Below are 24,085 nucleotides of genomic sequence, written 5' to 3'. Positions count from 1 at the left end.
TAACATTACACGCTTAATATGCTACCTTTTGTTAATTTTGCAGCACTAAATGAAATTTACTCTACAAGCACAGGATGCCCTTTCAAAAGCAAGGGCGGGCGAAATAGTTACTGACCACGGCGTTATACAAACGCCTATATTTATGCCTGTCGGCACTGCCGGAACTGTAAAAGCGGTGCATCAGCGGGAGCTTAAAAATGATATTGAAGCACAGATCATACTGGGCAACACCTATCATTTATACTTAAGGCCAGGCTTAGATACGCTGGAAAAAGCAGGCGGCCTGCATAAATTTAACGGCTGGGACGGCCCTATATTAACCGACAGCGGCGGCTACCAGGTATATTCGCTAAGTGAGGTGCGCAAAATAAAGGAAGAAGGGGTTACATTCCGCTCTCATATTGACGGTTCAAAACACCTGTTTACACCTGAAAACGTGATGGATATTCAGCGCATTATTGGCGCTGATATTATTATGGCCTTTGATGAATGCACCCCCTACCCGTGCGATTATAATTATGCCAGAAGATCAATTGATATGACGCACCGCTGGCTTAAGCGCTGCTGCGACAGGTTTGACGGTACGGAAGCTAAGTATGGTTACAGTCAAACCCTGTTCCCGATTGTGCAAGGTTCTGTATATAAAGATCTCCGGGTAAAATCGGCAGAAGTTATTGCCTCATTTGAACGTGAAGGGAATGCCATAGGCGGTCTTTCGGTTGGTGAACCTGCCGAGGAAATGTATGCCATGACGGAAATTGTTTGTGATATATTACCACAGCAAAAACCACGTTATTTAATGGGTGTAGGTACACCGGTGAATATACTGGAAAACATCGCTTTAGGAATTGATATGTTTGACTGTGTAATGCCCACACGTAATGCACGTAATGGCATGCTTTTTACAAAAAACGGTATCATTAATATAAAGAACGAGAAATGGAAGAATGATTTTTCTCCTATTGAAGCGGAGAGCGATCTGTTTGCCGACCAGGTATGTACTAAAGCTTACTTACGGCATTTAATACACTCCGGGGAGATGCTTGGAGCGCAGATAGCCACCTTACACAATCTGCATTTTTACCTGTGGCTGGTGAAGGAAGCACGCAAAAAAATAATGTCCGGTGAATTTTACGACTGGAAAAAAATTATGGTGAGTCGCTTAGGTCAACGATTATAATGAAGGACATTTTAGATAAATATTTAAAGGTAATTGACTGGTATATCATCAAAAAATACCTGGGTACATTTGTATTTACCCTGATGATATTTCTGGTCATCTCCGTGGTATTTGACATATCTGAACACCTTGATAATTTTTTAACCAAACACTCTCACATTAATGAGATACTAAAATATTACGCGGGATTTATACCTTATTACATGAACCTGCTATCGCCGCTTATCAATTTCCTGGCGGTAATATTTTTTACCGCCAAAATGGCTAACCAAACAGAAATTGTGCCCATTCTTACCAGCAGGGCAAGTTTTACACGGTTTTTACGGCCGTATTTTGTTTCTGCTTCGCTTATTTTTATCGTATCGTTTTTTGCGAACCTTTTTCTTATACCCTATACCAACAAACTTAAAATAGATTTCGAGAACAAGAACTTTTTTATAGGCGACGATCCTTCAAAAAGCGAGGTACACTTACAGTTAGATAAACATACTTTTGTTTACCTGCAACGATATGAAATAAACGCGCATACGGGCTACCAGTTTATGCTGGAAAAATTTAATGGCGATACCTTAAAAGAACGGCTTACCGCACCCAGTATATCTTATGATTCTTTAAAAAACCGCTGGAAAATTATTAGTCCTTCTATAAGGCATGTTGACGGATTAAAGGAAAGTTTTGTGCAAAACGGGCCTCCTATTGATACCGTGTTGGATATGCGCCCCATTGATTTTGAGGTACATGATAATGTGGCTATAAACGTATATAGCGCCATGTCTTTAAGCACCCTTAATAAACTAATTGCCAAAGAACAGATACGCGGAAGCGGGTCTATAACGGATATGCTGTTCGAAAAATATCGTCGTTTTGTTGATCCGTTTTCATCCTATGTATTGGCATTTATAGGTGTATCCATATCATCACGCAAGGTAAGAGGCGGCGTAGGTTTACCCTTGGGGATAGGTATATTTATATGTTTTACCTACATTGTTGTTAACCGCTTTGCATTGGTATTTGCTGTAAAAGGTGGTTTTTCCCCGCTAATATCTGTATGCATACCTAACGTTATATTTGGTATACTTGGGTACTTTTTGATACTAAAAGCACCTAAGTAAATGGCGCAATCACCCGCGGTAAATGGCCTAAACAAGAACCTTGTGATCTTACATTTCACGGTTTTTGTATGGGGTTTTACCGGAATTTTGGGTCAGCTTATCTCTATTTCAGCCGTAAATCTGGTTTGGTACCGCGTGCTGATTGCCAGCTTTTCGCTTTTTTTATACTTCAAATTCAATAAAAAGGCCTACAAAATTAACCGAAAAACGGTCCTGAAAATGCTGTTTACCGGCGCATTGGTAGGCGGCCATTGGGTATTATTTTTCGCATCCATTAAGCTTTCTACTGTTCCTGTAACGTTGGTTTGCCTGTCATCCATCACATTATTTACCGCTATTTTTGAACCGCTCATCAATAAAAAAGCCATCTCTAAAATGGAAATTATTGCGGGTATATTAATAATTACAGGCATTACATTAATATTCAAATTTGAAACACAATACACTAAGGGTATAATTGCCGGCCTTATAAGTGCGGTTTTAGCAAGCCTGTTTGCCATTATAAACGGGCGATATATTAAAAATTATGAGGCACCAGTTATTGCCTTTTATGAACTATCCGGGGCATTTTTGTGGATAAGCATTTACCTATTATTTACCGGCGGATTTAATTCTGCAACGATTCCCAAGCCAGCAGACATAGGTTATTTATTAATACTCGGTACTGTTTGTACATCGTTAGCATACGTTGCAGGGGTATCAGTTATGCGGGAGCTTTCTGCATTCCGGGTGGCGTTAATTACTAATTTGGAACCGGTATACGGCATTGTAATGGCCTTCGTTTTTTTTGGCGACATGAACAAAATGACCACCGGATTTTGGGTTGGCGCGTTAATTATTCTCTCTACTATTTTTCTTTTTCCACTGGCCCAACAACGGGTAAATCGTCGCAAAAAATAATTTATATCAAGCATTACTCCCATGGGGTAGGGGTAAACTACCGATACCCCTACAGCTTGTTTTAGCCCCTCTGCGCGATCCAAATTTTTAAAGGTAGAATTTCCCGTCATATGGTTTAAAGTACGTTTATACGTAAAATATAAAAATCACATAGTGTATATACTTTAACAAGAACAATTGATAGTATAACACCTTATTCCATCCTTAAAATTTATTAAAATCCTATACATTACAACTTTAATTATAAAAAATATTTAATTAATAATCAAAGAATTATATAATTTAACTAAAGTTTTAATCAAATAAAAATATATGTTTTTAAAAACATATTACTAATAAAAATAGCAAAGCAAAAATTTATAAATTAATTAACAATATATAGTATTTATATTCAATGAGTTAAAATAATTTATATGAATAAATAATTTGCTATAAGATAATTGGTTTTAATATGCGTCATAGTGTATTGAACACAAAAATTAGAATTTCAAAATAATTGCCACATCTTGAATAATGTATACAAGCACGAAGTTCAATTGAAAATATTGACGAGAATTGACGCTAAATTGAGATAAAAAAATTGGTGTGATCCCACATTGTAAACGTGCAATTTCACGCAAACAAAACAGCCTTACGGCAATTTTGGTAGTAAACGAGAAAAAGGGCATTTCCAATAAGCGACCAAATCCGCAGATCAGTTTCAACTGCGGCTAACAAAAAAAAGGCGGTATTGATCGGGGATTTTTTTTACACAATTAAAATCCGCATCTTGTATAAAAAAATTGCAGAAAGCTCATGAGCATCAAAAATATTTTCAGCATTGTTTTAGCGGTATTGCTTACCATCATAATTATGCAAAATACCGATACGGTTAAATTCAACATCTTGTTTTGGGATACTGAAATATCTAAGGTAGCCATGCTCGGGGCGATAGCGGTAATAGCATTTATTTTGGGCGTGTTAGTGGGCCGACCTAAAAATAAAAAATATGATATTGAGCAATATCACGACAGCCTTCATGAAAATGACAAGACCGATACACTAAGTGATGAAGACCGGGATTACATCAGCTGAAAATAGAACTGCATCCTCCCCTGTTGCTCCGGGCCAAACAAAAGTATTGGCTAATTTATACATTATAAAATAACTGCCCGAATTGCTGCAAGCGCTCCAGGTCGGGAGTAGTCTCAAATATCCCAAAAACGGATGCTCCGCTCCCGCTCATACTCGCATATATGGCGCCTTGTTCGTACAGCTCTGCTTTTACGCCACGTATAACGGGATGATCAAGAAAAATATGACGCTCAAAATCGTTCCTGATATGCGTTTTCCAGTTGTTTAAGGGCATTTTTACCTGTTCATATAACGAATCATCTACCTGCATGGGTTTTACCCCTCTGTAGGCCTCCGAGGTAGATATATGCACATCAGGCATCACTAATGCCAGTTTATATGCCGACAGGTCTAAATTTATGGGTTCAAACTCATCTCCCTTATCAAACGCGAACACAGGCTTGCTTTCGATAAAAAAAGCACAGTCGGCCCCGAGCATCCTGGCGTAATCTATCATCTGATCGGTTGTTAAATTCAGCCTGAACTTTTCGTTCATCAGCTTGATAAAAAATCCGGCGTCGGCAGATCCTCCGCCCAGTCCCGCTCCTATCGGTATATGCTTGTGTAAATGAATAGCAATCGGCGGCAGGTCGAAATCCTTTTTCAACAAATGGTATGCTTTAACGCAAAGATTGGTGTGCCAATCGCCGGGGATGCCTAAACCAGATGCTTCAAAACTTAATTCATCAGCCTCTATAGCCTCCAGCACATCATAAACTTTAACCGGATAAAAAACGGTTTCCAGGTTATGATAGCCATCAGGGCGGCGCTCCGTTATATTAAGGCCAATGTTTATCTTTGCGTTCGGGAATACGATCATTCAATATTTTGATTAAAACCGCATGTATTTATACACATCAGTAGGATACCAAAAATAGATTATTTTAGTTTTATCTAGCTTTTCAAGTTAAAAATGACCGAAAAGGACAAAAATAAAGGGAAAAGGGATAAAGTTTTTATAAATTTACGATACTAAAATAATCAATGAAAAAGGTATTCGACAACGGTGTATTTTGCTATAAAACCCCTATTATATTTAAAGACAAAGATAACAAAAAGTGGTTCATCAGGTACGCTACGAAATACCCCGGTGATGAACAATTTAAAGAACTTAAAGAATATGGCAGGTTGTATACTGGAAAGTCGTTAAACCTGATTAAAAACCTACGTGAACGTGCTACTGAATTTAAAGACTGAAACTTGGTCGAATAGAACTAAATCGTATTTAGCTTCGTCAGCATTAAACCTTTCTCCTGATTGCTTCAAAGTGCTTGTGCGGTTATATTTTATTTTCATTTTTGTCGTACTTTTAATCACAGTATAAAAATACAACATAATTATCTCATTTCCAAATATTTAGATGTTTAATTGGAAGTTTTCTGTGTTATTTTTAACTATGATTTAAAAGAACATGCGTAACCCGCTAAGCTTATTCGTACAATTTATTTGTCGCTCTATTATAAAGTAGTATTTTGTCATACCAATTACTTTATTACATAAAATGAATCAGGAATATAAGCTTTATCGTATTTCACAACTACTGTCAAGGTTTAAAGAACAAGTAAAAATTTTAAATTCAAACAGTGAATTCAGCATCAACATCCATGCTGAGAATATTCTAATTCAAGTGTTAAACACCGTTTATGACTGCGATTTAGAGAATGTGAATTACAGTGAAAACAAAGTCTACCCAAGCATAGACCTACGAGACAAGAAAAGTAAGATTGCAATTCAAGTTACATCTACCGCAAATCTTGAAAAAATCAAACACACACTAAGTGAATTTGTCAATAACAATTTACATAATGAGTTCACCAAATTATATGTATATGTTATAACTGAAAAGCAAAAAAATTACGACCAGGAAAAAATAGATAAGCTTTTGGATTCTAATTTTTCATTTGATACGAAAGATATTATTGATAGAACCGATATCTATATAGAGCTTAATAAACAGAATAAATTAGATAAAATAGATAAGGTGTGTAAACTTTTGGAAGAACAGTTTGCAGACAATAAACCTGAAAAGGACAAATGGGACTTGTATTGTAAGGGATTGAATGAATATGATATATATATTCAGAATTATTACCAATATCTTGACATAAGGGGATTTTCCCCAAAAATCAACAACACAGTGGTTAAAATTTGTTTGCAGGAAATTTATGTACCACTGCAACTAAAATTTGACACGGAAGATGTTGAAAATTTTTCCGAATATGACAGTACAAAAAAAATTAAATATTCAATTGAAGAAGCATTAACTAATTTTGACAAGTTAGTAGTTTTAGGCGACCCCGGTTCAGGAAAGACCACCACACTTAAACACTTAGCATTAGCTATTTGTTTAAATAGACCTGTCAAAACCTTATTTAGTGACTTAGTTCCTGTACTAATTAAAGGTAGCGAATTTGGTAAATATGTCTTGTCAACTTCAAAAAGCTTATCAGAATACATTATCGACCATTTCGATAAAAAGTACGAGTTTCTTTTCAGTCAAAAATTGGAAAGTAACCAATTGTTGGTCTTAATAGATGGTATTGACGAGATAAACGTTACAAGTCTACGGCACACAGTGGTCAGTAGGATAAACGCTTTTATAGCACAATATCCAAATATTAAATTAGTGGTATCTTCAAGACTTGTCGGTTACAGAGAAACAAGGTTGAATGGTTTCTTCCAGCACCTTGAAGTGATTAAATTTGGAGATAAACAAATTAAACATTTCATAAAGAATTGGTATTTATCAGTTTCTTCGCAATCTGATAATAACAACGAAATAGCGATTCAAAATGCCGATACTCTTTTTCAATCGATAAAAAAAAACATTTCCGTGTTAAATATGGCAAGCAACCCCTTGCTCATAACAATAATAACTTTGATACATTATCAAGGGGGAACATTACCCGAGAGAAGAGCATCTTTATATGATATAGCGACATCTACTTTTTTAGAAAATTGGGTCAAACAAAGAGAGTCGCAAAAAAAATCAAACTTTGATAAAGAGACAATCATCGCAATCTTAGCACCAATTTCATATCACATACACCAATATTTTACCACAGGATTAATTACAGAAAGTGACCTAAAAACATTATTTCAAAAAGAATACAGGAATATATTTCCTTATCAAACAGCAAAGGAAGAATTGCAAGATATTAAGGAGATTATCGACTTTTTAAGAGAAGATGCTGGATTTCTTTTTGAAAAGGGACTGAATGAAAATGGCGAATCCATGTTCGGTTTCGTTCATCAGACATTTCAAGAATATTTCACGGCACTTGAATTCAAGACACGCTGGAAAGAAGGCAGGTTTAAGCAAGACTTCGAAGATTACGTATTGAATCCAAACTGGAACGAAGTTATCAAACTTACAGCGTCTTTATTTAAATTCAGTGAACAAAGTCGTCTCGGAAGACAGTACGCAACTGATTTTGTAAAAGATATCCTTTCGATAAAGGATTCGATTCCGGAAATGTATCGTCCTCTTAAACTGGTAGTTCAAATTTTGAAGGACGATACCGAAATTGATTTTGATTTTGTTGAGCATTTAATCGACAAAATATTTAATACTATACTTACTTTAAAGTCAGATTATCACGATAACAATAGAGAAACGCACTTATTTAGGAATTTAGTTGAAAATCTCCTTGAAACCAAGTTCTATCAAGGGTATATTTTGCAACGTATAATAAATGAAATTACTGACCAAAGTACTAATGATGTATTGAAGCAAAACCTCATTCAAATCTCAATGAATGCGGGAAATGTTCCATTAGTTCAGGAAGAATTGACGAAAATATTGTCTTCGGACAATGACGAGATTAAAATTAGACTTTATAATTACAATATTGTATATCCTGTATCCGAAATCGTATTCACTCAAAAATTTCAAGAAGAAATTGTAAAATATGTAAATTCTGAAAATTTTATCAAGACTTATTCTGGTCATCTGCCTACGCAGTATCACTGTGCATTCGAATACCATAAAAAAGGTGATAACTTTTTAAGTTTCCTTCACGAATCGAAAAACAAAGACTTGTCTCAAAAAATAATGGAACAACGGCTGTTGTCAATCAATTTAATCAGAGATGAAAAAATTAGACTTGATTTCATAAATTTCCACGTGTTCTCTATTGGATTAGACGATATCCCAACGCTAACTGAGTTTGTACACCTGTTAAAAGAAAAATACGCTGGAATTCAACTGCCGAAAATTGAAAAACGAATAAAAGAATTGGAAGATTTTGAATCGTATGGTTTAGAAGAATATGAATTACTCGACTTTAAGTCTACCAAAATTTATAAGGTTAAAACTAAAAATAAAACGTTCGCTTTCTCAAAAAACAATAAAGATTTCGATTTTCAAGACTACCCCTTTGAGAAAAAAAATTTACAAAGGTATTTTGGTAACGATACGGATACTTTTTTCACTTTTCTAAATTTAATTTTGCCGAGTAAAATTGATTTTAATCTTGAAATAAAAGTCGCAGACCTAAATACTTTGTTGCTTTTTATAAAATATCAACATACCATCCACTGGAATGCAGTTATGGATATTAGCGAAGTGTTTAGTTATGCTTTGGAAGTCTTGTTTAATTGTTCGCAATCAAATTTCATATTAATAATTAATTGGATAAAGCAATCAGATATGGGTTATAGGAGATTTGAGTTGCCTTATGATTTTGATAAACAGAAATTTATTACAAATGTCGGCTTATCTAAAATTCAAGTCTCCGACAAACTATTTTTGTTATTCTTAATCGGAGAGAAATCAGATTATGAGAATCTTATCAAGCCGACAATACAACTGTTAAAATCAACAAAGTCATTAAAAAAAGCAAAAGAAATTAAGAACATATTATATTCAGTATTGTAATATAAGTACCTAAATCAATTCAAAAAAGTATTTGATTTCCTTTTTAGTTTCAACATGTAATTTCTGGCTATAATCAGCGGTTTTTTGTGTATTAAGGTCTTATTGATTAACTAATATAATTCGGCTTTAACTACGATAAAAAATCTTAAAATAGTTGAACAACAGATTTTGATTGATGACGATAAAAGTTTGAAAAACCATCCAATGAAAGGGTACAAAAAAAGGGACAAAAACATCTAAAAAATTTAATTTTTACATTTTTAAAAATGTATTTCCAGCTTAGAAATGCACTTTATTTTTAAATTGACTTTGATTTAAGAATAGATTATTTTTATTTGTAGTGGTTTAAAAATTTGAGCGGGCGTTTGCCGGCTCCGTCAATCTAATAAAAACAAAGATGAAACAATATCTCGATCTGATGCGGCATGTGATGGAGAACGGGGCGCAAAAGCACGACCGCACAGGCACCGGTACGTTAAGCGTGTTTGGCTATCAGATGCGTTTTGACCTTAACGATGGGTTCCCGATGGTGACCACTAAAAAATTACACCTCAAATCTATCATCCATGAACTTATCTGGTTTTTAAGTGGTGATACCAATATCAAATACCTCAAAGAAAACGGTGTGCGTATTTGGGATGAGTGGGCTGATGGAGAAGGCAACCTGGGCCCGGTATATGGCTACCAATGGCGAAGCTGGCCAAAACCCGGCGGCGGCCATATTGACCAGATAAGCCAGGTGGTGCAGCAATTGAAGACCAACCCGGACTCGCGTCGCATTATGGTATCTGCATGGAATGTTGCCGATGTTAACCAAATGGCGCTCCCCCCCTGCCATAGTTTGTTTCAGTTTTATGTGGCCCCTGCCGATATCTCAAAAGGAGAAACGCGTGGGAAACTTTCGTGCCAGCTTTATCAGCGCAGTGCGGATATATTTTTGGGTGTGCCCTTCAACATTGCCTCGTACGCTTTGCTTACTATGATGATGGCGCAAGTGTGCGATCTGGACTATGGCGATTTTGTGCACACCTTCGGCGACGCGCACATTTATAACAACCACTTAGAGCAGGCAAGATTACAGCTTAGCCGCGATCCGAGGCCACTGCCGACCATGAAAATAAATCCTGACGTTAAAGATATCTTCAGTTTTAAATTTGAAGACTTCACCTTAGAGAATTACGACCCGCATCCGCATATAAAAGCTGCGGTAGCGGTATAATCGTCATTGAATCATTGAAAAACCCGTCAATGATTCAATGACTCAATGACCTAATAATTATTTCATGACCATTTCTATAATAGTAGCTATAGCAGAAAATTATGCCATTGGTAAAAACAACCAGTTGCTTTGGCATATGCCAAATGATCTTAAACATTTTAAAGAGATCACATCGGGCCGTAGTATTATTATGGGCCGCAAAACATATGAATCGGTAGGAAAACCATTGCCGCGCCGACGTAACATTGTAGTTACCCGGCAGGATATTAATATTCCGGGATGTGAGGTAGTTAAATCAATAGATGAGGGGCTGGCGCTTTGCGCGCACGAGGATGAGGTTTTTATAGGCGGTGGCGCTGAAATTTACCGACAGGCAATGGACAAATCCGATCGTATATATCTTACAATCATACATAAAGAGTTTGATGCGGATACCTTTTTCCCCGAGATAGATTACCTGATGTGGGACGAAGAAAGCAGGGAATACCACGAACCGGATGAAAAAAATCCCTTACCCTACTCTTTTATTACGCTAAACCGCCGGTAACAAAAAAACTAAATATTTTGTTTTCAATTAAAAATTTCATGCTTGTGAAATTTTATTAGATTTGCCGTCTTATTTAAAACGCTTATAAACTAATTAATTATATTTCAATACGCGATGCAAGGTAAAGGGGTTATTAAATTTTTCGCAATTCTGTTGGCTGTAGTATGCCTGTACCAGTTTTCATTTACATGGGTAGCTCAAAAAGTTGAGAATGATGCAAAAGCTTATGCTAAAGGTAATGCTGAGAAAGAAAAGGCATATCTCGATTCGATAGCTACTCAACCGGTTTACCCGGTATTCGGTCATACTTATCAGTACTGTTTAGACAGGGAACTGGCTTTAGGTCTGGATCTGAAGGGCGGTATGAACGTAACTATGCAAATATCGTTACGTGAGTTAGTACAATCGCTGGCAAATGATAATAATGATCCGGCGTTTGTTAAAGCGCTTGACAATGCACAGCAGGAAAGCGTTACCAGCCAAAAGGATTATATTACCTTATTTGTTGAGGAGTATGAAAAACTTGTACCTAACGGCAAGCTTGCTCCTATTTTCTCTAACCAGGACAACCAGGATCATTTAAAGTTCAATGCCTCAAACAGCGAGGTTGAAAGCTATCTGAAAGATCAGGCGAGTACAGCAGTACAGCAATCATACACGGTGTTAAATACCCGTATCGATCAATTTGGTGTAACACAACCAAACATACAGCTGCAAAAAAGCACTAACCGTATATTAATTGAATTACCGGGTGTAAAAGAGCCGGAGCGTGTACGTAAACTTTTACAGGGAACTGCTAAACTGGAGTTCTATGAAACGTTTGACAATACCGAGGTATACCCGTTGCTGAACAATGTAAACAGCTTATTAGGCGCCAAAAATAAATCGGAAGAAAAGGACAGCACCAAAACAGCAGAGACAACAGCTGCTGCTAAAGATACTTCTGCTAAAGGCAACTCATTACTTAGCAAGTTAAAAAATAACACTAAAAATGATTCTGCAGGCTTAAACAACCAGGCAAAATTAGCCGCTCAAAATCCTTTGTTCGCGGTAATGTCATTAGTGACCACTCAGGGTGCTAACGGACAACAGCAATTAGCTCCCGGTCCTATTGTTGGTTATTCCGCACAAAAAGACACTGCTAAAGTAAATGCTTACCTGCGCAGTGATGATGTAAAATCCATCATCCCGCGTAATATGAAATTTCTTTGGGGTGTAAAACCAATCGAAAAAACTAAAGTATTCCAGTTATACGCTATTAAACTTTCGGGTGCCGAAAACGGTCCTGTATTATCAGGAGATGTAATAAGCGATGCACGTAACGATGTTGACCAGATAAAAGGCGGTTACGAAGTTACCATGTATATGAACTCGCAGGGCGCGCAAAAATGGAAAACCATTACTGCGGCAGCCTCATCAGGCCCCAATAAAAAAGCCATAGCAATTGTATTGGATGATAATGTTTATTCTGCCCCAACCGTTCAGAACGAAATATCAGGCGGTGTATCATCTATATCAGGCGGTAACTTCACCTTAGAAGATACCAAGGATTTAGCTAACGTATTAAAAGCCGGCCGTTTACCTGCTCCTGCCCGTATTATCGGCAGCGAAGTAGTTGGGCCGTCATTAGGTCAGGAAGCTATCAGCGCAGGTTTGTTATCATGTGTTTTAGGTTTAGTGGTGGTATTGGTATTTATGATAGCCTACTACAACCGTGCAGGTACTGTAGCGGTGGTAGCAGTTATTGTTAACGTATTTTTCCTGATGGGTGTACTGATAAGCTTACGTGCGGTATTAACCTTACCGGGTATAGCGGGTATCGTATTAACATTAGGTATGGCGGTTGATGCCAACGTACTGATATATGAACGTGTACGTGAGGAGTTGGCGTTAGGCAAATCGTTACGAATAGCCATTGCCGATGGTTTTAAACACGCGCTTCCGTCCATCCTCGACTCTAACATCAGTACTTTCTTAACCGGTGTTATCCTGTTCGTATTTGGCTCAGGGCCAATACAGGGTTTCGCTACTACGTTAATGATCGGTATCGCTACCTCATTATTCTGCTCACTGTTGATCTCCAGATTAATATTTGAATGGATGATAGAAAAAGGCTGGGACATTAAATTCTCACACGCCTGGAGTTCACATACCTTTAAGAACGCCAATTTTGGTTTCGTAAAAAACAGGTTTAAATTCTATATATTCTCAGGGATATTTATAGCGGCAGGTTTAGTATCCATGTTTACACAAGGCTTTAACTATGGTGTTGATTTTAGCGGTGGCCGTACTTACATAGTGCATTTCCCTAATCAAAATGTAACTACAGGTGATGTTCAAAATGCCGTAGATAAAGGATTAGGAAGTGGCTCAATTGTAAAAACCTTCGGTGCTGATAAAATTAGCATTACCACCAATTACATGATCAATAGCACATCTTTAACTGCTGATGATAGTGTAGAGAATGCGTTAGTTTCATCTTTAAGTACAACCCCGGTTACCAAGATCACTACTAAGGATATCGTAAGCCGTCAAAAAGTTGAGGCTACCATAGCTAATGAGTTAAAGGCTTCTGCAAAGTGGACGATCATCATCGCTATCCTGGTTATATCAGCATATATATTATTAAGGTTCCGTAAATGGCAGTTTAGCTTAGGTGCGATGGTGGCAACCGCGCATGATGCCCTGATGGTATTATCGTTCTTCTCCTTATTTAAGGATGTACTACCGTTCTCTTTAGATATCGACCAGGCGTTCATAGCAGCTCTGTTAACCGTTATCGGTTATTCCATTAACGATACCGTGGTAGTGTTTGACCGTATACGCGAGTTCCTTAACCTGCACCATGCTAAAACAGATGACCCTAAAGAGGTAATTAATCACGCTATTAACAATACGTTAAGCCGTACAATTATTACGGCGCTAACAGTAGTGTTTGTGTTGGTAGTGTTATTTATATTCGGTGGCGCGGTTATTCGTGGTTTCTCTTTCGCATTATTGGTAGGGGTATTATTTGGTACCTACTCATCAATTTGCGTAGCAACCCCGGTAATTGTGGACTTTGGCAAAAAAGACCTCAGGTAATAAAAAATGACATTATATTTAAAAGGCTCCAAAGAACATTTGGAGCCTTTTTTGTTTTACAACAAACAGGTTTGTTTTTAAAAAAAATCTACAAGTTAATATGAGCCCTACTAATCAGTCCAAATTTCCGTTAGTTGTTATTATAGGTGGTGGTTTTGGCGGCCTGCAGGTTGCTAAACATCTGGCCAATAAACCCGTAGAGGTTTTGTTGCTGGATAAGCACAACTATCATACTTTTCAGCCACTGCTGTACCAGGTAGCTACAGGTAGTTTGGAGGCAGAATCCATTGGCTTCTCTTTACGTAAGAATTTTGAAGGACAAAAAAATTTGCGGTTCCGGATAGCGGAAGTAAACAGAGTTAATACGGATGCCAACACTATTGACACCACTATAGGTACCATTGCTTATGATTATCTGGTGATAGCTACCGGATCAACCACCAATTTTTTCGGTAACGAGGATGTAGAAAAATATGCCATGCCGATGAAATCAATACCGGAGGCATTAAATTTACGGTACATGGTGCTTCAAAATCTTGAAGAGGCCATTTTAAAGCCCTCTAAAGACGAAAGAATGCCATATCTGTCCTTTGTGTTGGTGGGTGCCGGACCTACCGGTGTAGAGCTTGCAGGGGCTTTGGCTGAATTACGCAATCATGTACTGAACAGGGATTATCCGGAACTGCCCAAGGATGAAATGAAAGTTTACCTGGTTGATTTTTTGCCCAAAGTATTAGGACCGTTCTCTGACGAAGGATCAAAGGCAGCCGAGGACTTTTTAACCGGTATGGGGGTTGACCTGATGCTGAACGAAAAAGTACAAAGTTATGATGGAAACGTAATAAAATTTGAGAGCGGTAAAAGCATCCGTACAAAAAATGTAATTTGGTCGGCCGGAGTTATGGGCGTTATTCCGGAAGGGATCGCCAAGGACAGTATTGAGCGCGGCAACCGCATACGGGTAGATAATATTTGCCGTGCCGCTGGCAGTACAAATATATTTGCCATTGGTGACGTTGCCGCCATGATAACTGATGAAACACCTAAAGGGCATCCGGGCGTAGCGCAGGTAGCCATACAAATGGGTGAGCTTACCGGAAAGAACATTGCAAGACTGGTAAACGGCGAACAGCCAAAGCCCTTTAAGTATAATGATAAAGGATCATTAGCCACTATAGGCCGCAATAAAGCCATTGCTGATTTAGGTAAGCTAAAATTCCAGGGATTTTTTGCCTGGCTGGTGTGGATGTTTGTGCACCTGATATCACTGATGGGTGGCCGTAACCGGGTAATTGTATTTATAAACTGGGTGGCCAGCTATGTAAACAATAACGGCGGAAGCAGGCTGATTATACGTAATTTTAAAACCGAAGAACTGGTGGACAAAAACGAGCAAGTTTCAAAACCTGATTAACGCCATGAATGAAACACCTGTAAAAATAACGGAATGCCCGCGTGATGCCATGCAGGGAATTGCAGAGTTTATACCAACACACCTAAAAGCCGCTTATATTAACCTGCTTTTACAGGTAGGTTTTGATACCATCGATTTCGGAAGCTTTGTATCTGCAAAGGTCATCCCGCAATTGCGGGATACCTCTGATGTGTTAGACAGGCTGGAGCTGCAAGACTCTTCATCTAAGTTATTAGCCATAATCGCCAATCATCGCGGTGCGGAAGATGCGGTGAGTTATCCGGAGATCACTTACCTTGGGTACCCGTTTTCTATATCAGAAACCTTTCAGCTGCGGAACACCAACTCAACCATTATAGAGGCTTTTGATCAGGTAAATAAAATAAACGACCTGTGTAAAGCGAAAAATAAGAAATTGCGCATTTATCTGTCTATGGGCTTTGGTAACCCCTACGGAGATGAATGGAACACGGAAATTGTGGCTTACTGGGCACAAAAAATGTTTGCGATAGGCGTAGCTCAGGTGGCGCTGTCTGATACTATAGGTGTGGCTACTCCTGAACAGATCAGAGAATTATTCCCTGCCTTAAAACAAATATCCGGCGAAACTGAAATAGGTTTGCACCTCCACTCCACTCCTGACAGCTGGCAGGAGAAAATAGCAGCCGCCTATGAGAGCGGCTGTACACAATTCGATACTGCTTTAAAAGGATATGGTGGCTGCCCCATGGCCAAAGATGAGCTTACAGGCAACATCGCTACAGAGAACCTGATAGCTTACCTTGAACATCAAAACAGCTTCACCGGGCTTAATTTGGATAAATTAGCAGAGGCTATGGAATATTCAAATAAGGTATTTAAACAGAACTAAACCTTTATCATTTTATAATGCCTGATACCGGCCTCTTCAAACTCCGGACCTGTTTTTTGGAAGTCGAATTTTTCATAAAGCGGAACGGCCATTACTTGCGCATGCAGATAAATATAATCCGCATCAGCAGGCAGATCAGCCAATACAGCTCTTACTAATTCCTGTGCCACTCCCCTGCCTCTGAATTTTCGCAACACCGCAAAGCGCTCCAGTTTATAACCTTTATCTGTTTCACGCCAGCGTGATGCACCTGCAGGCTCGTTATCAACTGTGGCTAAAAAATGGTTAGATTCTTCTTCGTGTTCCCATTCCAGTTCGGGTGGGCAATTTTGTTCGCCAACAAATACTTCGCGCCTTATGGCAAACACTTTTTCGAGATCAGCAGCGTCAGTTACTTTCTTTGCTTGTATTTTTCCGGGCATTATTATAGTGTGGTTTTGATTTATAGCTGCTTAATTTAGTGTTATGATTCTCTTCGGCAGCGTCAATTGAATGTGTACAAGTAAGGTCGTCTTCTTTTTTTGCTAAATTATATAACCTTACATAAAATTTGTGTAACTGATCGAGTTCCTTTTCACTCAGATCCTCAATATTAACCATACGGTTACTTGCTCCCTGGTGCGATGCAAGTAATTCATTTAATTTTAAATGAACAGCTTTTGAATCCTTATTCTGCGATTTCTGTATCAGGAAAACCATTAAAAAGGTTACAATAGTTGTACCTGTGTTAATAATTAACTGCCAGGTGTCAGAATAATTAAATACCGGTCCGGTAACTATCCATATTAAAATAATAGAGGCAGCAATGATAAATGCTGCGGAACTGCCGGTTGCTACGGTTGCCCAGTTCGCAAATTTCTCGAACAGATTTTTCTTCTTTTTGGCCATGATTGGTTAAATTTTTATGTATAACCTAAAAAAAGCGTCAATGTTGTAACACTGACGCTTTTTTACTCTTAACAGCTATATCGCTTATAACTTGCTGGTTGCATCAATGCAATTCAGGTCGCCAAAAGCGGTAGTTAACCTTTTAACAAAGCTATCCTCTCCCTTACGTAACCAAACGCGCGGATCATAATATTTTTTGTTCGGCGAATCATCACCATCAGGACTTCCTATTTGTGTTTGCAAATAACCTTCCTTTGATTGATAATAATCTTTTATGCCTTCCCAAAATGCCCATTGCATATCGGTATCAATATTCATTTTTATTGCACCGTATGATATGGCTTCGCGAATCTCTTCCTGGCTTGAACCTGAACCGCCATGGAAAACAAAGTTGATAGGTTTTTCGGCAGTAAGGTTATGTTTCTTTTTTAAGTACTCCTGTGAGTTGTGTAATATAACCGGTTGCAGTTTAACATTACCCGGTTTGTAAACCCCATGCACGTTGCCAAATGCAGCCGCAATGGTAAAACGCGGACTAACTTTTGATAACTCTTCATAAGCGTAAGCTACTTCTTCGGGTTGTGTGTATAAACGTGAGCTGTCAACATCGCTGTTATCTACACCATCCTCTTCGCCACCTGTTACGCCCAACTCTATCTCAACGGTCATACCCATTTTGGCCATGCGTGCCAGGTATTTGGCTGATATTTCGATATTTTCTTCAATAGGCTCTTCGCTTAGATCAAGCATATGTGATGAAAATAGAGGTTTGCCGGTTTCAGCAAAGAATTTTTCACCATGATCTAACAATCCGTCTATCCAAGGCAATAACTTTTTAGCTGCGTGGTCGGTATGTAATATAACAGCAACACCGTAATGCTCTGCCAATAAGTGTACGTGTTTTGCTGCAGACACGCCACCTAAAATGCATGCCTGTAATTTGGAGTTATCCAATGATTTACCCGCGTAAAATTGCGCGCCACCATTTGATAGCTGAATAATAACCGGTGAATTAACCGCCTTTGCCGTTTCCATAACGGCATTAATAGAGTTAGTACCGATAACATTTACAGCAGGTAAAGCAAACTGATGCTGCTTTGCCGCTTCAAATAATGCCTGCACCTGATCGCCATGCAGAACGCCTTTATAGTTTTTTAAATCCATGAGCTTATGTTTGGGCTTCGAAGTTATAAAAATTCCTGGTTTTAGCTATAAGTATATTAATATCTGCCGCAAAAAATGTGTAAATAATACACATTATAAATTATGCGGAAGAGAATGTAATTCGAAGCTTGTATTTTTTATCAAACCAGTACTTTATGTGTTAATTAATATAATAACGTATGAATTGCAAAAGAATTTTAATGCTATAGAGCAAACGCGTTTATAGAAACATTAACATTTCCAAACTTGTTATGATATTTTTTGTTTCTTTGCAATACTTGAAAGACTTTGAAAAAGACATGGCGTGGTTTAAACGAGAACTCAAAGGCATAATTACGACTACTGAGGAAAAGAAAGAAGCTCCTGATGGTATCTGGAATAAATGCCCTAATTGCAAAAAGCCCTTACATTACTCTGAACAGGTTGAAAATCAGTATGTATGCCATTACTGCGGTTTTCATTTACGTATCGGATCGAAAGAATATTTCTCTATCCTTTTTGACGATAATCAGTTCACAGAGTTATTTGGCGACCTGATATCGGGCGATCCGCTGCATTTTACCGACACTAAAAAATATACCGACCGGCTAACTGAAACCCGAAAAAAAACAGGGCTGAAAGATGCTATACGTGCAGGACATGGTACCATGAACGGGCAGGAATTGGTTATTGCCTGTATGGATTTTAACTTTATAGGCGGATCAATGGGTTCTGTTGTTGGTGAAAAAATAGCGTTGTGTATTGATCATAGTATTAAACATAAGATACCATTCCTGATGATATCAAAATCCGGCGGGGCACGTATGATGGAGGCTGCATTCTCTTTAATGCAAATGGCTAAAACATCCGCAAAACTTGCCTTGTTAAGTCAGGCAAAAGTCCCTTATATTTCTTTACTTACCGATCCTACTACCGGTGGCGTTACCGCATCGTACGCTATGCTGGGCGATATTAATATAGCGGAACCGGGCTCACTGATAGGCTTTGCGGGACCGAGGGTAATAAAAGAAACTATTAAGAAGGATTTACCTAAGGGCTTCCAAACTGCTGAATTTGTGCAGGAACACGGCTTTTTAGACTTTATAGTTGACCGCCGCGAGATGAAGGAAAAATTATCATCATTTCTGAAAATGCTGGCCCCTGCGACAAATACAGCCCCGGCAAAACCCGCCACTGCAAAAAAAAGTGAACAGGCTTAATTAGCATTGAAAATATTTATAAGAAAAGGGCGATCTGTTAAAGATCGCCCTTTTCTTTTTTGTGCCCTCTGTAAGGGCGGCTGGTATTATATATTAAGTTCCTAAACCTACTACACCTTCTTCGGCACCGCGGTCTTCAGTTCCCTGATGCAGATCGGCTAAACTACCGTCCTTATGCAGTACTTTATAATCCTTGTCCTTATCAGGTGCCAGGTTTGGTTTTTCTGTTTCGTTATTTTCAACGGGTTCATTCTCCCGTTCTATGTTATCATCCGAATAAATATCCGGCAATCTTTGGCTATTCATCATATTTCCTCCGTTACTAACCTCACTACTATAATGAAGTGCTATTTTAAATTAATTTTGTGATTAAATCCCTTACTGTAGATTATATACCTTCGGTGCCGGGTTCATGACCTACCATTCGTCCGGTAGTTCTTCCCTGCGGGCGATCTTCGAAATGCACTTTCGGTGATCCTTCCGATGGGAATTCATGTTGTTTAGGGGGTGTAACATCAACTTGTTCGCTATAGGATGCATCGTTGCCTTCCTGTTGCTGCTGACGTTCGGTTTCGTGAGGATAACCTGATTGTTCCTGTTCAGACTCCCTTTTTTCAGGTATCTCGTTCGGGTTATGCTGTTGGTTTTTACTGTTATTTTCCATGGTATTAGTTTTTAATTGTTAATTAATAAACAACCAAAACAGTACCATGTTTTAACAAACCGGAAAATAATTTACATTTTCAGGCATTTACCATACACAATTCACGCAGTTTGTTTACTGTATAGTCCACTTCTTCCTTAGTATTATACTTGGAAAACGAGAAACGAACCGAAGGCCTGTCGGGATTTGCACCAATAGCGGTAAGCACGTGTGAACCAATATCCGTACCTGAGCTGCACGCACTGCCACCTGAAGCAGAAATACCCGCAATGTCCAGATTAAACAACAGCATGTCGGCCATTTCCATCGCAGGGAAAGACACATTAAGTACAGTATATAAACTTTTTGAAGGATCAACCTCGCCGTTAAATTCCACACCGGGAACTTCCTGCTTTAATTTACCGATCATATAGCTTTTAAGCTCCTGTATATGCCGCTGATGCTCATCCATTTCGGCATAAGCCAATTCAAGCGCTTTAGCTAAACCTACTATGCCATACACATTCTCGGTACCGCCACGCATATTGCGCTCCTGTGAGCCTCCGTATATCATTGGGTTAATTTTAACCTTGTGGTTTACGTGTAAAAAACCTACACCTTTAGGGCCATGCAGTTTATGAGCCGCGCATACCATAAAGTGCACTTTAAGCTTCGACAGATCATGCGCGTAATGTCCTACTGTTTGTACTGTGTCGCTATGAAAAATGGCATTATATGCTTCACAGATGTCTCCTGCCTTTTGCAGGTCGGTTATGGTTCCTAATTCATTATTGGCGTGCATCAGGGATACAAAGCTACGGTCGTTGTCCTTTAGCAAAGTTTCCAGATGATCGTAATCCACATTTCCATTTCCGTCAACATCAGCATAACTCAGTTTAATTACACCTGCTTTTTCCATAGCCTGAAGCGTATGCAACACGGCGTGGTGCTCTAACTTGGTGGTAATGGCGTGCGTTAATTTATGATCAACAATGCCACAGCGGATAGCGGTATTATCGGCCTCTGTACCGCCACTGGTAAAAAAGATTTCGGCAGGCGAAGTATGCAATAAATTAGCAATGGTTTTGCGCGATCTTTCTATAAGCGTACGCACCTCACGACCATGTGAATGGATAGATGACGGATTGCCAAACTGACCCTCCATAACTTTGTACATCTCTTTTAAAACTTCAGGGTCAAGAGCGGTGGTGGCAGCATTATCAAAGTAAACACGCATTGCAGTAATAATTATAAATAGCAGTAACCAAAAAATTTATGCTTTCAGCATTTCATCCGGTTACTCGTTTAAATTCAAAATTTCTTTTATATCAGTTATTATTTTATTTGCCAGGTTATTCGCAACAGTTTCCGAGTTTCCCTCGGAGTATATGCGAATAATGGGTTCCGTATTTGAACGCCGCAAATGTACCCATTCTTTATCAAATTCTATTTTGAGGCCATCAATTGTTGAATGTGGCTGATTTTTGTATTTATCCTTAACTTTCATCAGCAGCGCATCAATATCCATCTCAGAGCTCAACGTAATTTTATTTTTGGAGATATAATAATTTGGATATGTGCTTTTTAAAACAGATACCGGCTTACCATATTTTGCCAGATGTGTTAAAAATAAGGCAATCCCTACCAAAGCATCACGACCATAATGCAGTTCGGGATAAATAATACCTCCGCTGCCTTCGCCTCCAATAACTCCGTGCACCTCTTTCATTTTATTAACCACGTTTATTTCGCCCACAGCAGATTCAAAATGCCCTGCCCCTGCCCGCTCGGCCACATCGCGCAAAGCACGTGATGATGACAGGTTAGATACCGTATTACCCATTGTATGCTGTAAAACGTAATCGGCTATAGATACTAACGTATATTCTTCGCCAAACATTACTCCATCCTCGCGTACAAAACAAAGGCGGTCAACATCCGGATCAACAGCTATACCAAGGTCTGCGTTCTTTTTGATAACTTCCTGGGATAATGCCCTTAAATTTTCAGGTAAGGGTTCCGGATTATGGGCAAACTGGCCATCGGGTTCACAAAACAACTTGTAAATGGTTTTTACACCCAATGCCTCTAATAAGGCAGGCACAAATATACCCCCTGTTGAGTTAACGCAATCTATCACCACGCTAAAATCGGCTTTGGTTATAGCAGCCACATCAACTAAAGGTAAGGCCAGTATCTTATCAATATGTTTTTGCAGGTAACTGTCATCACTGATCAGCTTACCCAGATCATTAACTTCGGCATAGGTAAAATCGCTGTTTTCAGCAATGCTTAAAACCTCTTTACCATCGGTATCATTTATGAATTCACCCTTTTCATTTAACAGCTTTAAAGCATTCCATTGTTTGGGGTTATGGCTTGCGGTGATGATAATGCCACCAGCCGCCCGTTCATCAGGTACGGCTATTTGTACAGTTGGCGTGGTAGATAATCCCAGATCAATCACATCAATACCCATACCCACTAAGGTTCCGGTAACTAAACTGTTTACCATACTACCGGATATACGGGCATCGCGGCCTAAAACAATTTTTTTTATGCCCGACCTTTTTACCGCCCAACTGCCAAACGCAGAGGTGAATTTAACAATATCCAAAGGGGTTAATCCCTCGCCTGCTGCACCTCCAATGGTGCCCCTGATCCCCGAAATTGATTTTATTAATGTCAAACCGAAATAAATTTAACGGCAAAAATAGGATATTTAAAGCGATAGCTTTGTAAAATTTGCAATAGTTTATGGCTAAATTTATTATTTATATTTGTTGCTCAACTCATTTTATTTGCAAAGCTAATGCCCGACCAGCTATTACAATTTGACCGGCATTTATTTCACTTCATTAATCACGACCTGTCAAACTCGTTTTTTGACTGGCTGATGCCACTTATGCGCAACGCTAAGTTTTGGATACCGCTCTATTTATTCATTATTATATTTTTTATATGGGTGTATAAAAGGCGTGGCCTTGTAATTATTGTGTCGTTAGCGATGTGTGTGGGCTTTGCCGATTTTACCAGTGCCAGCATGTTTAAATACTTTGTAAAAAGAGACAGACCGTGCCGTGACGCTATAGTTTCATCAACTGTTATTGCAAGGGTACCCTGCGGCACGGGTTATAGCTTTCCCTCTACCCATGCTACTGATCATTTTGCTATAGCTGTATTTTTGTGTTTTATTTGCTATAAAAAGTGGCCGTGGGTGATGCCCTTAAGTTTATTTTGGGCCGCTCTAATATGCTTTGCACAGGTATATGTTGGCGTACACTTCCCTGTTGATGTATTGTGCGGTGCTATTTACGGCGCGTTAGTTGGCTGGGCGTTTTCACTTTTCTGCAAGAGGGTGCAGCACGCGTTTAATCTTTCTAAAAACTGGTAAAATTAACCGCGCATTTTATCAAGCAAATCACTTAATTGGGCAGCTTCTTCTTCGGTAATGTTATTTTTAAACAGGTCTTTCACTTTTAATTCCTCATCCATTTTTGCAAGAGTTTGCAAGCCCTGTTCGCTTATTCGTATATCCACCGCCCGGCGATCGCGATTGTTGGTGCAGCGCGAAACCAGGCCCTTTTGAACCAGGCGTTCAACTATACGTGAAGCATCAGACATTTTATCTATCATTCGCTCCTTTAATAAATTAATGGTTGCCGGTTTAGGATATTGGCCCCTTAGAATACGTAATATGTTAAATTGCTGCTGAGTAAGATTATACCTTTCAAATTCGGAGCGCATAGCATTATTTAGCCAGCCATATGTATACGAGATATTGATTACCGTTTTGTGGTAATTATCTTCAAAATTGGTGCTTTTTATATCTTCCTCTATCCCCATTGTTATTGAGTACTTTACACAAATAT

At 38.7% G+C, this 24,085-nt stretch carries 22 protein-coding genes; 13 read left to right on the top strand and 9 right to left on the bottom strand.

Annotated elements, in window-relative coordinates; all coding sequences use genetic code 11:
• The first annotated feature begins 49 nt into the window (after positions 1-49).
• The 4 genes from tgt (at position 50) to I5M19_RS16195 (ending at position 4,266) form a co-directional block, all read left to right on the top strand.
• On the top strand, positions 50-1,180 hold the full coding sequence (gene tgt / locus I5M19_RS16210) for a tRNA guanosine(34) transglycosylase Tgt (protein WP_200067403.1): 1,131 nt from the start codon (positions 50-52) through the stop codon (positions 1,178-1,180).
• The gene (locus tag I5M19_RS16205) at positions 1,180-2,292 is read left to right on the top strand and encodes an LptF/LptG family permease (RefSeq protein WP_200067402.1); all 1,113 of its coding nucleotides are present in this window, start codon (positions 1,180-1,182) and stop codon (positions 2,290-2,292) included. Before tgt ends, I5M19_RS16205 begins: the two co-directional genes overlap by 1 nt.
• Complete coding sequence (locus tag I5M19_RS16200) at positions 2,293-3,192, top strand: DMT family transporter (RefSeq protein WP_200067401.1); 900 nt, start codon at positions 2,293-2,295, stop codon at positions 3,190-3,192.
• Positions 3,193-3,987: 795 nt separating this feature from the next.
• The gene (locus tag I5M19_RS16195; protein ID WP_200067400.1) at positions 3,988-4,266 is read left to right on the top strand and encodes a LapA family protein; all 279 of its coding nucleotides are present in this window, start codon (positions 3,988-3,990) and stop codon (positions 4,264-4,266) included.
• A gap of 55 nt (positions 4,267-4,321) precedes the next feature.
• On the opposite strand, the gene ispE is transcribed toward I5M19_RS16195, so the two are convergent.
• Complete coding sequence (ispE, locus tag I5M19_RS16190; RefSeq protein WP_200067399.1) at positions 4,322-5,125, bottom strand: 4-(cytidine 5'-diphospho)-2-C-methyl-D-erythritol kinase; 804 nt, start codon at positions 5,123-5,125, stop codon at positions 4,322-4,324.
• A 164-nt stretch (positions 5,126-5,289) separates the two neighbouring features.
• On the opposite strand from ispE, the gene I5M19_RS16185 reads away from it, so the two are divergent.
• From I5M19_RS16185 to I5M19_RS16155, 7 genes are all read left to right on the top strand, one after another.
• A complete protein-coding gene (locus I5M19_RS16185; RefSeq protein ID WP_200067398.1) occupies positions 5,290-5,502 on the top strand; it encodes a hypothetical protein in 213 nt (70 codons plus the stop codon).
• Between the two features lie 304 nt (positions 5,503-5,806).
• Positions 5,807-9,184: an SMEK domain-containing protein gene (locus I5M19_RS16180; protein ID WP_200067397.1), complete on the top strand. Its 3,378-nt coding sequence runs from the start codon at positions 5,807-5,809 to the stop codon at positions 9,182-9,184.
• Between the two features lie 397 nt (positions 9,185-9,581).
• Positions 9,582-10,403 carry a thymidylate synthase gene (locus I5M19_RS16175; protein WP_200067396.1) on the top strand — a complete coding sequence of 274 codons (822 nt, stop codon included), beginning with the start codon at positions 9,582-9,584 and terminating at the stop codon, positions 10,401-10,403.
• Positions 10,404-10,467: 64 nt separating this feature from the next.
• On the top strand, positions 10,468-10,950 hold the full coding sequence (locus I5M19_RS16170; RefSeq protein ID WP_200067395.1) for a dihydrofolate reductase: 483 nt from the start codon (positions 10,468-10,470) through the stop codon (positions 10,948-10,950).
• Between the two features lie 114 nt (positions 10,951-11,064).
• Positions 11,065-14,034, top strand: coding sequence for a protein translocase subunit SecDF (secDF, locus tag I5M19_RS16165; RefSeq protein ID WP_200067394.1), 2,970 nt, complete (start codon positions 11,065-11,067; stop codon positions 14,032-14,034).
• 100 nt (positions 14,035-14,134) lie between these two features.
• On the top strand, positions 14,135-15,448 hold the full coding sequence (locus tag I5M19_RS16160) for an NAD(P)/FAD-dependent oxidoreductase (protein WP_200067393.1): 1,314 nt from the start codon (positions 14,135-14,137) through the stop codon (positions 15,446-15,448).
• A gap of 4 nt (positions 15,449-15,452) precedes the next feature.
• Positions 15,453-16,319, top strand: a complete 867-nt coding sequence (locus tag I5M19_RS16155) for a hydroxymethylglutaryl-CoA lyase (RefSeq protein ID WP_200067392.1) — start codon at positions 15,453-15,455, stop codon at positions 16,317-16,319.
• Here I5M19_RS16155 and I5M19_RS16150 read toward each other — a convergent pair.
• The 3 genes from I5M19_RS16150 to fbaA all read right to left on the bottom strand — a co-directional run bounded on the left by I5M19_RS16150 (position 16,316) and on the right by fbaA (position 18,371).
• A complete protein-coding gene (locus tag I5M19_RS16150; protein ID WP_200067391.1) occupies positions 16,316-16,741 on the bottom strand; it encodes a GNAT family N-acetyltransferase in 426 nt (141 codons plus the stop codon). The genes I5M19_RS16155 and I5M19_RS16150 overlap by 4 nt on opposite strands.
• Complete coding sequence (locus tag I5M19_RS16145; protein WP_200067390.1) at positions 16,707-17,207, bottom strand: low affinity iron permease family protein; 501 nt, start codon at positions 17,205-17,207, stop codon at positions 16,707-16,709. Before I5M19_RS16145 ends, I5M19_RS16150 begins: the two co-directional genes overlap by 35 nt.
• Positions 17,208-17,291: 84 nt before the next feature.
• Positions 17,292-18,371, bottom strand: a complete 1,080-nt coding sequence (fbaA, locus tag I5M19_RS16140; protein ID WP_200067389.1) for a class II fructose-bisphosphate aldolase — start codon at positions 18,369-18,371, stop codon at positions 17,292-17,294.
• 299 nt (positions 18,372-18,670) lie between these two features.
• On the opposite strand from fbaA, the gene accD reads away from it, so the two are divergent.
• Positions 18,671-19,570, top strand: a complete 900-nt coding sequence (gene accD, locus I5M19_RS16135; protein WP_200067699.1) for an acetyl-CoA carboxylase, carboxyltransferase subunit beta — start codon at positions 18,671-18,673, stop codon at positions 19,568-19,570.
• Positions 19,571-19,663: 93 nt separating this feature from the next.
• Here accD and I5M19_RS16130 read toward each other — a convergent pair whose 3' ends face one another.
• The 4 genes from I5M19_RS16130 to glmM form a co-directional block, all read right to left on the bottom strand.
• Positions 19,664-19,879: a hypothetical protein gene (locus I5M19_RS16130; RefSeq protein ID WP_200067388.1), complete on the bottom strand. Its 216-nt coding sequence runs from the start codon at positions 19,877-19,879 to the stop codon at positions 19,664-19,666.
• A 79-nt stretch (positions 19,880-19,958) separates the two neighbouring features.
• Positions 19,959-20,234, bottom strand: a complete 276-nt coding sequence (locus tag I5M19_RS16125) for a hypothetical protein (RefSeq protein WP_200067387.1) — start codon at positions 20,232-20,234, stop codon at positions 19,959-19,961.
• A gap of 79 nt (positions 20,235-20,313) precedes the next feature.
• Complete coding sequence (locus tag I5M19_RS16120) at positions 20,314-21,450, bottom strand: cysteine desulfurase family protein (RefSeq protein ID WP_200067386.1); 1,137 nt, start codon at positions 21,448-21,450, stop codon at positions 20,314-20,316.
• A gap of 60 nt (positions 21,451-21,510) precedes the next feature.
• Entirely contained in the window at positions 21,511-22,902 is a 1,392-nt protein-coding gene (gene glmM, locus I5M19_RS16115) for a phosphoglucosamine mutase (RefSeq protein ID WP_200067385.1), read from the bottom strand.
• 123 nt (positions 22,903-23,025) lie between these two features.
• On the opposite strand from glmM, the gene I5M19_RS16110 reads away from it, so the two are divergent.
• Complete coding sequence (locus I5M19_RS16110; RefSeq protein WP_200067384.1) at positions 23,026-23,607, top strand: phosphatase PAP2 family protein; 582 nt, start codon at positions 23,026-23,028, stop codon at positions 23,605-23,607.
• A gap of 2 nt (positions 23,608-23,609) precedes the next feature.
• Here I5M19_RS16110 and I5M19_RS16105 read toward each other — a convergent pair whose 3' ends face one another.
• Positions 23,610-24,059 carry a MarR family winged helix-turn-helix transcriptional regulator gene (locus I5M19_RS16105; protein ID WP_200067383.1) on the bottom strand — a complete coding sequence of 150 codons (450 nt, stop codon included), beginning with the start codon at positions 24,057-24,059 and terminating at the stop codon, positions 23,610-23,612.
• Between the last annotated feature and the right edge of the window lie 26 nt (positions 24,060-24,085).

This window comes from Mucilaginibacter segetis (genome assembly GCF_016522075.1).
Lineage (GTDB): Bacteria > Bacteroidota > Bacteroidia > Sphingobacteriales > Sphingobacteriaceae > Mucilaginibacter > Mucilaginibacter segetis.
This window is presented reverse-complemented; position numbering and strand designations above follow the sequence as displayed.